This window comes from Paenibacillus barengoltzii NBRC 101215 (assembly GCF_004000745.1).
In the GTDB taxonomy this organism is placed as follows: domain Bacteria; phylum Bacillota; class Bacilli; order Paenibacillales; family Paenibacillaceae; genus Fontibacillus; species Fontibacillus barengoltzii.
On the sequence record NZ_BILV01000020.1, the window covers coordinates 62,676 to 78,112 of the forward strand.

At 50.0% G+C, this 15,437-nt stretch carries 11 protein-coding genes; 10 read left to right on the forward strand and 1 reads right to left on the reverse strand.

The genetic code is table 11. The features are described 5' to 3' along the window. Positions 1-111: 111 nt before the first annotated feature. The 8 genes from PBA01S_RS08080 (at position 112) to gyrB (ending at position 10,145) form a co-directional block, all read left to right on the forward strand. Complete coding sequence (locus PBA01S_RS08080; RefSeq protein WP_028540076.1) at positions 112-1,473, forward strand: GntP family permease; 1,362 nt, start codon at positions 112-114, stop codon at positions 1,471-1,473. 55 nt (positions 1,474-1,528) lie between these two features. Next, positions 1,529-3,085 (forward strand): gluconokinase, encoded by a 1,557-nt coding sequence (gntK, locus tag PBA01S_RS08085; protein ID WP_127575752.1) that lies wholly within the window; start codon positions 1,529-1,531, stop codon positions 3,083-3,085. A 519-nt stretch (positions 3,086-3,604) separates the two neighbouring features. Further along, positions 3,605-4,951, forward strand: a complete 1,347-nt coding sequence (gene dnaA / locus PBA01S_RS08090) for a chromosomal replication initiator protein DnaA (RefSeq protein ID WP_009223336.1) — start codon at positions 3,605-3,607, stop codon at positions 4,949-4,951. A gap of 372 nt (positions 4,952-5,323) precedes the next feature. Continuing rightward, complete coding sequence (dnaN, locus tag PBA01S_RS08095; RefSeq protein ID WP_028540078.1) at positions 5,324-6,466, forward strand: DNA polymerase III subunit beta; 1,143 nt, start codon at positions 5,324-5,326, stop codon at positions 6,464-6,466. Positions 6,467-6,538: 72 nt separating this feature from the next. Beyond that, entirely contained in the window at positions 6,539-6,763 is a 225-nt protein-coding gene (gene yaaA, locus PBA01S_RS08100; RefSeq protein WP_016314594.1) for a S4 domain-containing protein YaaA, read from the forward strand. Positions 6,764-6,821: 58 nt separating this feature from the next. After that, positions 6,822-7,934, forward strand: coding sequence for a DNA replication/repair protein RecF (gene recF / locus PBA01S_RS08105; protein ID WP_016314595.1), 1,113 nt, complete (start codon positions 6,822-6,824; stop codon positions 7,932-7,934). 16 nt (positions 7,935-7,950) lie between these two features. Beyond that, complete coding sequence (remB, locus tag PBA01S_RS08110) at positions 7,951-8,199, forward strand: extracellular matrix regulator RemB (RefSeq protein ID WP_016314596.1); 249 nt, start codon at positions 7,951-7,953, stop codon at positions 8,197-8,199. 41 nt (positions 8,200-8,240) lie between these two features. Then, the gene (gene gyrB / locus PBA01S_RS08115) at positions 8,241-10,145 is read left to right on the forward strand and encodes a DNA topoisomerase (ATP-hydrolyzing) subunit B (RefSeq protein WP_085169969.1); all 1,905 of its coding nucleotides are present in this window, start codon (positions 8,241-8,243) and stop codon (positions 10,143-10,145) included. 78 nt (positions 10,146-10,223) lie between these two features. Here gyrB and PBA01S_RS08120 read toward each other — a convergent pair whose 3' ends face one another. After that, positions 10,224-11,015, reverse strand: coding sequence for a YheC/YheD family protein (locus PBA01S_RS08120; protein ID WP_085279486.1), 792 nt, complete (start codon positions 11,013-11,015; stop codon positions 10,224-10,226). Between the two features lie 347 nt (positions 11,016-11,362). Between PBA01S_RS08120 and gyrA the strand changes: the two genes are divergently transcribed. Together gyrA and PBA01S_RS08130 are read left to right on the forward strand one after the other, a co-directional pair. Next, entirely contained in the window at positions 11,363-13,885 is a 2,523-nt protein-coding gene (gyrA, locus tag PBA01S_RS08125) for a DNA gyrase subunit A (protein ID WP_127575753.1), read from the forward strand. Positions 13,886-14,166: 281 nt separating this feature from the next. Continuing rightward, positions 14,167-15,279, forward strand: a complete 1,113-nt coding sequence (locus PBA01S_RS08130) for an HD-GYP domain-containing protein (protein ID WP_127575754.1) — start codon at positions 14,167-14,169, stop codon at positions 15,277-15,279. Positions 15,280-15,437: the final 158 nt, after the last annotated feature.

Below are 15,437 nucleotides of genomic sequence, written 5' to 3' on the forward strand. Positions count from 1 at the left end.
ACAATAATCAAATTTCGCTGGTTTTGATCATACTAAGAGCATTTCCAGCACGATCATTTATGAAAGCGCTGAACTAAATACATCAAGATGACCAAAAGAGGAGGAATTCCTTTGGACACCCTGTTTGGTATGAACCATAACGCTACGCTCTTATTTTGGACACTGCTCACCATCGTTTTTTTGATCGTGTTAATCTCCAAATATAAATGGAATCCCTTCGTGACGCTGCTGATCTCCGCCCTGCTGCTTGGGCTTCTGGCGGGGATGAAGCCGCTGGACGTGGTCAGCTCCATCACAAGTGGTCTCGGTGGAACGCTCGGCACGATCGCCATCGTCATTGGTCTCGGTACGATGCTGGGAAAAATGATGGCCGAATCCGGCGGCGCAGAACGCATTGCCACCACACTGGTTGACCGATTTGGCGAGAAACGGGTGCACTGGGCGATGATGCTCGTTGGTTTTATCGTTGGCATCCCGGTATTTTTTGAAGTTGGTGTTATTCTGCTGATTCCAATTGTTTTTACCGTTGCTAAGAAAACAAAAATGTCCTTGCTTCAAATTGGTATCCCGATCTTAGCGGGTCTGTCCACTGTACACGGACTCGTCCCGCCGCACCCCGCGCCGATGATCGCCATTGATGCTTATGGCGCAAATCTCGGCAAAACGCTGTTGTATTCAATTCTAATCGGCCTCCCGGTAGCGATTGTATCCGGTCCTCTGTTCGGTAAATATATCGGTAAACGGATTGTGCTGGAACCTCCGGCCGAGTTGGCGGAGCAATTCGCTGTCAAAGGGGATCGCAAGCTGCCGGGATTTGGGATTACGCTGTTTACCATTTTGCTGCCGGTCATTCTTATGCTAATTGGCTCGATTGCTGATATCCTCGATCCGGAAGCTACGCATCCGATCACGCTGTTCTGTGAATTTATCGGACACGAGATCATGGCGCTGCTGATCGCGGTCGTATTCTCCTTCTTCTCCCTCGGCTACAGCCGCGGATTCAGCAAACAGGATCTCTCCAAATTCACAAGCGAATGTCTGGCGCCAATCGCCGGGATCGTATTGATTATCGGTGCCGGCGGTGCATTTAAGCAGGTACTGATTAATAGCGGCGTAGGCGAAGCCATCGCGGAAATTGCCACCGGTGCACACGTGAATCTGATTCTCTTCTCTTGGTTCGTGGCGGCTTTGATCCGGGTCGCTACCGGTTCGGCCACAGTCGCCATGACAACGGCAGCGGGCATTGTCGCGCCTGTGCTGGCGATGACCCCCGGGGCGAACGTTGAGTTGGCCGTACTTGCAACCGGTGCAGGGTCGATCGTACTCTCCCACGTGAATGATGCCGGCTTCTGGATGGTGAAGGAGTTCTTTAATATGTCGGTACCGCAAACTCTCAAATCCTGGACCGTCATGGAAACGCTCCTGTCCGTTGCAGGATTGTTGCTAATCCTCGTGTTGAGCTTTATTTTCTAAGGTAAACCTCATTACAATGGAAATACGAAAATTTGAAATAGAGAGAAGGTAGGTTATGGGTACCGTTACACATATGATCGGCCTCGATATCGGCACGACCAGCACGAAGGCGGTATTATACGAACGCAGCGGCCAAGTGATCACTACGGCCAATGAGGAGTATCCGCTGTATACCCCTTCCGCCGCCGTGGCGGAGCAGGATCCGGAAGAGATTTTTGCGGCCGTGATCGCCGCAGTAGGCAAGGTCATGAAAGCCGGCGGCATCGCTCCGGATCAAATCGGATTCGTTTCCTTCAGCTCGGCGATGCACAGCGTCATCCCGCTGGATAGTGAGGGCAAACCGCTGATGCGCTGTCTCACGTGGGCGGACAATCGCAGTGCGGATTGGTCGGAGAAGCTGAAGAATGAGCTGGGCGGACAAGAGATATATTTGCGCACCGGCACGCCAGTTCATCCGATGTCTCCGCTCACCAAGCTGCTTTGGCTGCGCCATGAGAAGGCTGACATTTTTGCAAAGGCGCGCAAATTCGTATCGATTAAGGAATATGTTTTCCTTAAGTTGTTTGGGGAGTACGTCGTCGATTATTCCATTGCATCGGCCACTGGATTATTGAACCTCGAACGCTTAGATTGGGACGAAGAAGCGCTGCAGGTGGCCGGCATTACGCCGGAGCATCTGTCCAAGCTCGTGCCGACGACGCACGTCCTGCAAGGCCTGGCGCCTGACTACGCCAATGCCATGGGACTCGCTCCCTCCACTCGCTTCGTCATCGGCGCCAGTGACGGCGTCCTGTCCAATCTCGGGGTCGATGCCATCGACCCCGGCGTTGTCGCCGTCACGATCGGCACCAGCGGGGCAATTCGCACCGTGGTCGACCGGCCGAGAACCGATCCCAAGGGCCGAATCTTCTGCTACGCGCTGACGGATCAGCATTGGGTGATCGGGGGTCCGGTCAACAACGGCGGCGTCATCTTCCGCTGGGTGCGGGACGAATTCGCCGCTTCTGAGGTTGAAACGGCGAAACGGCTTGGGATCAGCCCGTACGACGTGCTGACCAAAATCGGTGAACGCGTCGCTCCGGGTTCAGACGGCCTGCTCTTCCACCCTTACCTGGCCGGCGAACGGGCGCCGCTCTGGAACCCTCATGCCCGCGGCTCCTTCTTCGGGCTGACGCTGCATCATCAGAAGGAGCATATGATCCGCGCCGTGCTGGAGGGTGTCATTTACAACCTCTACACCGTGCTCCTGGCGATGGAGGAACAAATCGGTCGTCCTCAGAAAATTCAAGCCACAGGCGGCTTCGCCCGCTCCCCATTATGGCGGCAAATGATGGCTGATATTTTCGACCAGCAGGTCGTCATTCCGGAGAGCTTTGAAAGCTCCTGCTTAGGGGCTGTAGTACTCGGTCTGTATGCTTTAGGCGAGATTGACTCCTTTGAAGTCGTCAAAGATATGGTTGGCGGCACCCATGAGCATTCGCCAAACCCGGAGCATGCGGCGATTTATAAGCAGCTGCTGCCCATCTACATCCGCATCTCGCGAAAGCTGGAGGAAGAATACGAGGCGATTGCCAAGTTCCAGCAGCAACAGCAACAACAATCTGAGCAGTAAAGACGCTCTGACATCCATACAAAAACGAATCCGATCGTCCCTTTGGGCGGTCGGATTTTTATTTTCTATATAATAGCCAGAACTTGCTCTCTATCCTCGATGGTTGAATTATTCACAGCCGAAACTCGAAGATTGAGGAGAGATCCGAATAAGCTGTGAATATTTTTTATGAGATTTTGCAGCTGCCTGTCGAATTTTAAACAAATTATAAACAATATGTAGTGGTGTGAATGAGAATTATGCACAAGTTATTGAATTTGTGGATAAAAGCCGAGATCTCATTGAAAAACAAGCCTTCTTTTGCTATGATTATATTGTTTTCGTTGTGAATATCTCTGTTTATCCGCTGAATTATTAACAGGTTGTGGATAACATTGTGAACAATTCGAAAATAAATTATTTTATAATGATTATACTTTACTGAACATTGGGGATAAAATTCCCCTTTATTTATGTTTTTTCGACTTCTTTCTGCATGGCTTAAGCCACAATTGGAAGATTTAAAAGGAGTGACAGTCTGTGGACAGCCATACTTCGGAAATATGGCAACATATTTTATCTATTATTAATACGAAATTAAGCAAACCGAGCTTTGACACCTGGTTTAAGGCGACGAAGGTCGTCTCCTTAACCGATCAGTCGATTGTGATCTCCGCTCCGACCACGTTCGCTGTGGAATGGCTCGAGAGCCGCTACACCAAGCTGGTGGCAACGACGGTGTTTGAGGTGATCGGCAAGCAGGTGGACGTCTCATTCGTGATCGAAGAGTCGGCTCCCCCCGAGCAAGCTCAGGTTTATAAGGAACCCCCCGCTCCCGTCCCAAGCGAGGAAAGCGTTTCCCATATGCTTAATCCGAAGTATACGTTTGACACCTTCGTTATTGGCTCCGGCAACCGGTTTGCTCATGCCGCTTCGTTGGCGGTCGCCGAGGCACCGGCGCGGGCGTACAATCCGCTGTTCCTCTACGGCGGTGTGGGACTTGGCAAGACGCATCTGATGCATGCGATCGGCCATTACATTTTGGAGCACAGCCCCAGCAGTAAAGTCGTGTACATTTCCTCCGAGAAATTCACGAATGAATTCATCAACTCCATCCGGGATAACCGCGCGGAAAGCTTCCGTAACAAATACCGCAATATCGATATTTTGCTGATCGACGACATTCAGTTTCTGGCCGGCAAGGAATCAACTCAGGAAGAGTTCTTCCATACATTTAATGCGTTGCATGAAGAACGCAAGCAAATCATTATTTCCAGTGACCGTCCGCCGAAGGAAATTCCGACGCTGGAAGAACGGCTTCGCTCCCGATTTGAATGGGGACTGATCACCGATATACAGCCGCCGGATCTAGAGACTCGGATCGCTATTTTGCGGAAGAAAGCTAAAGCGGAGAACCTCGATATCCCTAACGAAGCGATGATGTACATCGCCAATCAGATCGATACGAACATCCGCGAGCTGGAAGGAGCACTCATTCGCGTCGTCGCTTACTCTTCTTTGATCAATCAGGACATTACGACTCATTTGGCCGCTGAAGCGCTCAAGGACATTATCCCATCCAGTCGTCCGAAGATGATCACGATTCAGGACATTCAACAGAAGGTTGGCGAGTATTACAATTTGAAGCTGGACGACTTCAAGGCGCGCAAAAGAACCAAAGCGATCGCGTTTCCGCGGCAAATCGCCATGTATTTGGCCCGGGAGCTCACCGATTTCTCGCTGCCGAAGATCGGCGATGCTTTTGGCGGAAGAGACCATACCACCGTCATCCATGCGCATGAGAAAATCACCCAGCAGCTCAAAACCGATCAGGAGCTCTATAAAATCATCAACAACATAACCGAAAAAATAAAAAGTGCTACCTGAATAAGGGATAAGCCTATGCACATGATATGCACATGTGGATAGGCTTCATTTCATATTTTTTCAGTTGTTATCCACATATTCAGTGCCCCTACTACTTCTTCTAATCTATAAAGATATAAACATCTTCATAAGTAGCGGACAAGCCGCTCACTGCAGAAGTCACAACCGCTGCGCTTGTCCAGTTCAACGAAGAAGATCATAAGGATGGATGCATGAACCGCCTCAACACCGTACATACCTCAAGGTTATGCTTCGGAGGTGAAGATTATGACGGTTCCCTTTCGAGGCAGTGTTGAAATTTTGTTTAATGTTTCATGTGAACTATGCCCATAGAAGCTTTAGGCTTCATAACCACTTTTAGGAGTTGAATTTATGAAAGTCCGTATTTTGAAGCATGATCTCAATGAATCGATCCAACACGTATCCAAGGCGATTTCGAGCCGGACCACGATTCCGATTTTGACCGGGATCAAGCTGGATGTGAACTTTCAAGGGATGACTCTGACGGCCAGCGATACGGACATTTCGATTCAGGCCTTTATTCCGGCGGAGGATCAGGAGAAGCAAATCGTACAAGTCGAGCGTCCGGGGAGCGTTGTGTTGCCTGCGAAGTTCTTTGTCGAGATCATCAAGAAGCTGCCTTCCTCCGAAATCGAAATGGAGGTGCAGGACGGATTCCAAACCTTTATCCGTTCCGGATCAACTGATATCCAAATGGTAGGTCTGGATCCAGAGGAATTCCCTGTATTGCCGAGCATCGAAGAAAATCAGGTCATTTCGATTCCCGGCGATTTGTTGAAGAACATGATTCGGCAAACGGTATTTTCCATTTCAACAAACGAAACTTCGCCGATCTTAACTGGGGTACTCTGGAACCTGGCAGATAACCAGTTCAAATTCGTAGCAACGGACCGCCACCGCCTGGCCAGCCGGATTGCCGGTCTGGATGATGCAGAGGGCGTACGATTCAGCAACATTGTTATTGCCGGTAAAACGCTCAACGAGCTGAGCAAAATCATCCCGGATCAAAATACGCGCGTTGAAATCGTCGTTGCTGACAACCAGGTGTTATTCAAAATTGATCGCGTATTGTTCTACACTCGCATTCTCGACGGGACTTATCCGGATACTTCCAAGATTATTCCGACCACGTATAAAACAGAACTGATCTTGGATACGAAGAAATTAAGCGATTCGATCGACCGCGCTTATTTGCTGTCTCGTGAGGAGAAGACGAATATCGTCCGCCTGCAAACGATGGAAGACGGAACGATCGAAATTTCCTCCAGCTCCTCGGAGTTGGGTAAGGTTACGGAGCAGTTGGATGTAGCCCATTTTTCGGGGGATCCACTGCGCATTTCCTTTAACTCGAAATATATGTTGGACGTTCTGAAGGTCGTGGAGAGCGAGCAGCTGCACATCGGGTTTACAGGCGCGATGAGCCCGATCATCATTAAACCGGTGGACGACAGCCAGAGCTTATATCTGATTCTTCCATATCGGACAACGAACTAAGATCATTGGCGTCATAGCATGTTTCCAGCGGAAGCATTTTGGCGATACCAACAGAAAGGAAACCGATTCCTCATGAAAATAATTCCCATCTCGAGCGAATATATTAAATTAGATTCTTTCCTGAAGCTGGCGGATTGCGTGCCAACCGGAGGGATGGCCAAGGCGATCCTCCAGGAAGGTGCTGTGAAGGTGAATGGCGAACCGGAAGAGCGGCGGGGCCGGAAATTGTATCCGGGCGATCGCGTTGAGGTGGAAGGTTGCGGCTCTTTTCAGGTGGCGGGAGAACAAGCTCCCTGAAGTGGCCTGCCTGTGGCCCTGTGGCCGAGGACTGGCGGAGAATGAGGGGGCTTAGAACGTGTTTGTAAATCGTTTATCGCTGCAAAACTACCGGAATTACGGTACCCTTACGCTGGACGCCTTCGGCGCCGTGAACCTGATCATCGGGCGGAATGCCCAAGGGAAAACGAACCTGCTTGAGGCGTTATTCGTCCTTGCGCTGACGAAGTCGCACCGGACCGGCAAAGACAAGGAGCTGATCGCGTTCGGCAGCGACCATGCGCTGGTGTCCGCGGAGGTGGAGAAGAAGTACGGCCCAGTCCAACTGGAGCTTCGACTATCTCCACAAGGCAAGAAGGCGAAGCTCAATGGTCTGGAACAGAGGAAGCTGAGTGATTTTATCGGGGCAATGAATGTTGTGATGTTTGCTCCGGAGGATCTGGAAATCGTCAAGGGAACTCCCGGGGTACGGCGCCGGTTTCTTGACATGGAGATCGGGCAGGTACAGCCGAGTTACTTATATCATTTGCAGCAGTATCAGAAGGTGCTGATCCAGCGCAATAACTTGCTCAAACAGGCTTGGGGCGCTGGTCCCGAAATCACGACGATGTTGGAGATTTGGAACGAACAGCTGGTCCAACACGGTGTTAAAATTATCAAAAAAAGGAAACAATTTATAAGTAAACTGCAAAAGTGGGCGGAGCAGATTCACGAGGGAATCACCGGAGGCGGCGAAACCTTGAAATTGGCGTATCTCCCCTCTTTTGGCACAGCCGAAGAAGAAGATGAAGCTGTCCTATTGCAGCAATTTATGATAAAGTTATCACAAATGAAGGATCAGGAGATTCGCCGCGGGATGACGCTGTGTGGACCGCATCGCGACGATCTGTCGTTTATTATCAACGGCAATGAAGCACAAGTGTATGGGTCCCAGGGCCAGCAGCGGACGACGGCATTATCGTTGAAACTGGCGGAAATTGAACTCATTCATGAGGAAATCGGCGAATACCCGATTCTCTTGCTGGATGATGTGTTGTCGGAGCTGGATCCGTACCGCCAAACCCAATTGATCGAAACGTTTCAGAGTAAAGTGCAGACGTTCATCACGGCTACAGGGATCGAGAGCATCAATGCAAGCCGGTTACAGGACGCCAGCATTTTTCATGTTCAGGAAGGACAAGTCCAAGGTTAAGGACGGAGGGAAACGGATGTATATACATTTGGGCGGAGAAAAGGTGATCCTCTCTTCGGAATTGATTGCAATTTTCGATATCACGATCGAAAAGTCTTCCAAAATATCCAAGCAATTCCTAAGCCATGCGTTGGAGACGAAGAACGTGGTGCGCATCGGTGAGGAGGAACCGAAGTCTATTGTCGTGACCCAAAACGAGATCTATTACTCGCCGATCTCCTCCGCTACGCTGAAGAAGAAAGCGAACGTGATTTTGGCGGTTTAGCCTTGAATTTGATTCTAAAGAAGTAGGTGAAGGCATTGTCAATGAACGAACAAACATATGACGAGAGTAATATTCAGGTGCTTGAAGGCTTAGAAGCGGTGCGCAAACGTCCGGGGATGTACATCGGGTCTACTAGCGTACGCGGCCTGCATCACCTGGTATGGGAAGTCGTAGACAATAGTATCGACGAAGCGCTGGCCGGCTATGCGAACAAAATTAGTGTTACGGTGCATCCTGATAACAGCGTAACGGTTGAGGATAACGGCCGGGGGATTCCGGTTGGGATGAATGAAAAGCTGCAGAAGTCGACGCTGGAAGTCGTCATGACTGTGCTTCATGCCGGGGGGAAATTCGGCGGCGGCGGGTATAAAGTATCCGGGGGCTTGCACGGTGTAGGTGTCTCCGTCGTAAATGCCCTGTCGACAAAGGTGATCGTTGAAGTTAAGCGCGACGGTCATATCTATCAGCAGGAATACCACCGCGGCACACCTCAATACGACGTACGGGTAATCGGCGACACGACGGAAACGGGAACGAAAACGACGTTTTACCCGGACCCTGAAATTTTTACAGAGACGACGGTCTTTGATTATAATACGTTGCTGACGCGGATTCGCGAACTCGCTTTCCTGAACAAAGGGATCAACATCTCGCTGACGGACGAACGGACAGGTCAGAGCGAGTCGTTCCACTACGAAGGCGGCATTATGGAGTATGTCCGCTTCCTGAATCAGAACCGTGAAGTGCTCCATGAGGATCCAATTTACGTTGAAGGTCAGCGGGATATGATCCAGGTGGAAATCTCACTGCAATATAACGATGGCTATACGGAGAATATTTTTTCTTTCGCCAACAACATTCATACTCACGAGGGCGGGACGCATGAGTCCGGCTTCAAGAGTGCCCTGACCCGGATCATTAACGATTATGCACGCAAGTCGGGCATGATTAAGGAGAACGATTCCAACTTGACCGGGGATGATGTGCGCGAAGGGTTAACAGCGATCATTTCCGTCAAAATTCCAGAGCCTCAGTTTGAGGGGCAAACGAAAACCAAGCTGGGCAACAGTGAAGTCCGCGGGATCGTGGAATCGCTCTTTGCCGAGAAGCTGCAGGAGTTCATGGATGAGAATCCGTCCGTGTCCCGGCGCATTTTGGAGAAATCGCTTCAAGCTTCGCGGGCGCGGGAAGCTGCCCGGAAGGCTCGCGAACTGACGCGGCGTAAAAGTGCACTGGAAGTCAGCGCCCTGCCGGGCAAGCTGGCAGACTGCTCTTCGAAGGATGCCTCGATCAGCGAACTGTATATCGTCGAAGGTGACTCGGCGGGCGGATCGGCGAAGCAAGGACGGGATCGTCACTTCCAGGCGATCTTGCCGCTGCGCGGTAAGATCTTGAACGTCGAGAAAGCACGGCTTGACCGCATCCTCGGGAATGCGGAGATTCGGGCGATCATCACGGCACTTGGCACCGGGATTGGTGAAGATTTTGATATCTCGAAGGCACGGTACCATAAGATTATCATCATGACGGATGCTGACGTCGACGGGGCGCATATTCGTACATTGCTCTTAACGTTCTTCTTCCGCTACATGCGTAAAATCATTGAGGCAGGGTATGTTTACATCGCGCAGCCGCCGCTCTTTAAGATCGAACGCAACAAGGTGGTTCGTTACGCGAACTCTGAGAAAGAACGCGATCAAATCATCGCTGAATTTGGTGAGGGCGCGAAAGTGAATGTGCAGCGGTACAAAGGTCTAGGCGAGATGAATGCGGAACAGCTCTGGGAGACCACAATGGATCCGGAGAGCCGTGTAATGCAGCAAGTCTCGATCTCTGACGCCATCCAGGCGGATGCGATCTTTGATACACTGATGGGGGATAACGTCGAACCACGGCGCGAATTCATTCACGAGCATGCGAAATACGTTAAGAATCTCGATATCTAAGGGATAGCGGGAGCCAATAGAAAAGGCTGTTCTATACTCTCCGGACTTACATCCGGAAGAATGGGAACAGCCTTTTTTCTATTTTGCTTTGGCGGATTTCGCTTTCAGTCGGCCGTAAGCGGTGGCGTAACGCCGGATCTTTTGATAGACCTCTTTCGGATGGAGCATTTTGAAGGGGAAGAGAGCGGGCTTTGTATTGATTTCCAAGATCCAGATCCGATGATCTTCGTCGATAGCGATGTCCAATCCGATTTCCTTGAGCTGCGGAAACTTCCGAGCAAGTTGGATGGCGGCCTGAACGCCAATGGACTTCATTTCCTTGTATTTTTCGGCAAATTCTTTAGGGGTCATATAGGGGCTGAGCAGATCCTCAATCAGCATTACGCTGCCGCCGCCGTGATAATTGGTGATGACCTTCTGCTGGGCGGCAATCCTCCCGATAAATCCGGTGGTTTCCCAGGTCTTCCGGGGGGTCTGCTGGACGAGCGCACGGATATCGAACCTGCGGCGGCGGTAGGTGAGGAGGCGGATGCCTTTTTGGATCAGGTAAGGTTTAGATCCCATCTTGGCGACAAGCGCGTCATGAAGCTCCTCGATCGTGGGGTAGAGCTCGTATTCAATTCCGTATCTAAGCTTATACTGAAGCGGGCTGCCTGGGCTCAGGTCATCCGTCCATTTCTCAATGCTCATCACGCCAATGCCATAGGTGCCGTGATCCGGTTTGACGAAGACATAGCCGTATTCCTCCAGCATATCCTGAAGATGCTCATAGGAATATTTTCGCGTATCCGGAATGTAGGGACGAAGAGATTCCTTCTGGTAGATCACTCTCGTTTTCTCCCACTTGCTTGCAATACGTTGGATCGTCAAAACGTTTATCCTTCCTTTCTTTCGGACCGGAAAGACGGCCCGTTGTCATCTGCGCGTTATGCGAAAAACATAGGACAGAAGAGAAAAACAATGGTATAATTATAAGATATGGGGATTTTATTAGCTTTTTCAGCGATTCAAAGAAAATGCCTATATCCGTAGTGTATGAACGTTCGATTCGATGGGAGTGGACACATCCCTAATTTTTTGCTGTCTATATGGATCGTGTTTCAAGGCCGGTCACGTTTAATTGAGCTTGAATTGTGAAAGTAATATAATGAAAGTGGCGGTTTTTCGGGCTTTTTCCCATACGAAGGCACGTGGATAGATTATGAAGGAGGTCCAGCATGGCGGAAGAAAAATTCTCTCAAATCATAGATCGGGACATTAATGTGGAAATGCGCGAGTCTTTTATGGACTATGCCATGAGCATTATTGTCAGCCGTGCGTTGCCGGATGTGCGGGATGGTTTGAAGCCGGTGCATCGTCGCATTCTCTATGCGATGTCGGATTTAGGAATGCATCCGGACAAACCATTTAAGAAGTCAGCGAGAATCGTCGGTGAAGTCATCGGTAAATATCATCCTCACGGTGATTCCGCCGTTTACGAGACGATGGTACGGATGGCGCAGGATTTCTCGATGAGATATATGCTTGTCGAAGGCCATGGTAACTTTGGTTCGGTCGACGGGGATATGGCTGCAGCGATGCGGTATACGGAAGCGCGTTTATCCAAAATCGCTATGGAAATGCTGCGTGACATCAACAAAGAAACCATCGATTTCATGCCGAACTACGACGGTGAGGAGCAGGAACCGGTCGTGCTGCCTTCCCGCTTCCCGAACCTGCTGGTGAATGGGGTATCGGGGATCGCGGTTGGGATGGCAACGAATATCCCTCCGCATAACTTAGGGGAAGTCATCGACGGGGTTCATGCGTTGATTAAGAATCCGGAGATCAGTTCGCTGGAATTGATGGATTATATCAAAGGTCCGGATTTTCCTACGGCTGCTTATATTTTAGGCCGCTCGGGGATCCGTCAGGCGTATACAACAGGACGCGGCTCCATTACGATGCGGGCGAAGACCACGATTGAGGAGCATAACAACAAAGCGCGGATCGTCGTGGAAGAGCTGCCTTATCAGGTCAACAAGGCCCGTCTGGTCGAAAAAATCGCCGAATTGGTTCGCGAGAAGAAAATTGACGGAATTACCGATTTGCGCGATGAGTCGGACCGTACAGGCATGCGTGTGGTGATCGAGCTTCGGCGGGATGTCAATCCGAACGTCGTGCTGAATAACCTGTATAAGCATACGGCGCTGCAAAGCACTTTTGGCATTAATATGCTGGCGATTGTAAACAATGAACCGAAGATTTTGACGCTGAAAGATGTCTTAAGTCATTACTTGCAGCATCAGGTTGAAGTGGTTCGCCGGCGTACTGAATTTGATTTGAAGAAAGCCGAAGCCCGGGCACATATCCTGGAAGGCTTGCGAATTGCCTTGGATCACATCGATGAAGTGATCGCTTTGATCCGGGGATCGAATTCGGATGAAGAAGCTCGTGAAGGCTTGATGACTCGGTTTGGTCTGAGCCTCGAACAAGCCCAAGCGATTCTCGATATGAGACTCCGCCGGTTAACCGGATTGGAGCGCGAGAAGATTGAAGAAGAATATAACGAATTGCTCCAGAAGATCGCTGAATATCGTGAAATTCTGGCCAATGAACAGCTCGTGCTGAAAATTATCGCTGATGAGCTGCAGGAAATCCGTGACCGCTACGCGGATGAACGCCGTACGGAAATTACGATCGGCGAAGAAAGCATCCTCGACGAGGATTTGATTCCTCAAGAGGAAGTGGTCATCACGATTACGCATACCGGCTACATCAAACGATTGCCGGTGACAACGTACCGCAGCCAGAAGCGCGGCGGGCGCGGCGTCGTCGGGATGGACACCAAGGATAATGATTTCGTGGAGCATTTGTTCGTGACGAACTCCCACCATTATCTGATGTTCTTCACCGATCGCGGGAAGGCGTATCGCCTCAAAGCGTACGAGATCCCAGAGCTGGGACGTACGGCTCGGGGGACGCCAATTATTAACCTGATTCAGATTGAACAGGGCGAGACGGTTAATGCGGTCATCGAGGTTGAGCGTTTTGATGATAACAAGTATTTGTTCTTTGCTACGAAGCAAGGGATCGTCAAGAAGACGCCAATCGAAGACTATATCAATATCCGCAAAGGCGGATTGATTGCCGTCAACCTGCGCGAAGACGATACATTAATTGATGTGAAGCTGACCGATGGCAATGAAGAAGTGATCATGGGTACGGCACAAGGGATGTCGATCCGGTTCCCAGAAAGCGATGTACGCTCCATGGGGCGGGCGGCTACCGGCGTAAAAGGGATCACGCTGGATGAAGGCGACTCCGTCATCGGCATGGATGTTGTGGTTCCGGGGCAGGATGTCCTGATCGTAACCGCCAAAGGTTACGGCAAGCGGACCCCAGTTTCCGAATATCGCACGCAAAGCCGCGGCGGTAAGGGGATTAAGACGATTAATGTCACGGAGAAGAACGGTACGGTCGTCGGACTCAAAGTCGTTAAGAATGAAGAGGATCTGATGATTATTACCGCCAGCGGTACGCTGATTCGGACCAGCATGGAAGGCATTTCTACGATGGGTCGGAACACGCAAGGCGTGAAGCTGATTAATATCCGTGAGGACGATGCCGTGGCGACGGTTTGCCGTACGGATAAGAGCGAGGAAGAAGACCAAGACGGAGAAGCTGAGTCCTCCCAGGATGAAGGCCAAGCAGTTGAAGGTCAAAGCTTGGAATCTGAACAAGATCACAACGAAGAATAATTGAGTTTCCTGGTTTACGGGACAACATGGCTGGAAAGTTAGGAATGACGGCCCAACCTTAGGAGTAAACGAGCCTTAGAATCAAGTCTAAGGCTCGTTTTTTTGATTGACGGTACGGAAGTGATTGCGGTGTACTTTTTATCTAGAAAAAAGAAAGATTGCTTGCTATTTTGCCAGCGTACTATAATAGAATTAATTGACACTAGTTCTTTGTGCCTAGAAAATAATGGGATTTGAAATGACTCAGGATTCCTAGTCTTACCCTAAGGAGAGAATAAAGGATGGTAAGTATCTCAATCGCAGATGTCAAACCGGGAGTTAAATTGAATAATCACGTATATAGCCCATTGGGTGGTCTTTTGCTGCAGAAGGGCAAGGTTTTGCTTCCGAGAGATTTGGACATCCTGCGCGCCTTTATGATCCAACAGATTGAAGTGGAAGACTTTGTGGTTCCCGAGCGCAAGGCGACAGAGGTTCATGAATCTCCCAAGTTAGCTTCGACAGGAGCAGCAGTAGGGGCGACGGCGGGAGCCGCCAGTCAAGTGACGATGAGCCCATTGACGTCGTTGCACGTTGAATACGACCGGATGTTGCATTTAACGAAAAGCGCATTTCAATCCGTGTTGGCTGCAGAGTTGCCAATTTATGAACTTCGTAATCAGTTGGAGGCGCTCTTCCGTCAGTTGAAGCATTACAATGTGCTGACGTTTATCCCGCGCAATATGAACGAATACGATTATATGTATCATAACGCCATTCTCTGCTCGATTACGTCCTATTTGCTGGCGCAATGGCATGGGTTGCCCCAGAAAGATTGGATGCAGGTGGCATTTGCCGGATTGCTGCACGATATTGGTAATACGAAAATCGATCCGATGATTCTGTATAAGCCAACGCAGTTGACTCCAGAAGAAGTTGATGAAATGCGGATGCACACGACCTATGGCTATCAGCAGCTGCGCAAAACTGCTGCGATTAATGAGGGCGTTCGGCTGACGGCGTTGCAACATCATGAGAAGATGGATGGTACGGGGTATCCGTTCCGGTTGACCGGCGATAAAATTCATATCTACGCGAAAATCGTTAGCGTGGCGGATATTTTTCATGCCATGACGTTAAACCGCCGATACCGTAAAGCGAAATCTCCTTATTTAGTGCTGGAGGAAATCCGGTCTGAGGCATTTGGCAAGCTGGATCCTGGCGTTGTGCAAACCTTCATGGATAAGGTGACCCAATTCCATAACGGGACGCGGGTACGTTTAAGCGATGGGAGTGAAGGGGAGATTATATTCTCTGACCGGAATCACCCGACGCGCCCAATGGTCTCCGTTCAAGGACGAATTGTCAATTTGGTTGTGGACAGACAGCTGTATATCGAGGAAGTTCTTTCCTAGGGTTGATTTTTAGGTTCGTTTTGGGGTATATTATTACTTACCCGCTGAGATTTGTGAAAGGCTGAGTAAGACTGGAATTGAATAGTTGAATAAAAAAGTCTTGCAAGTTTCTCAAAAGGGTGATATACTATAAAAGTTGTCGCCGATAAGGTGATAAC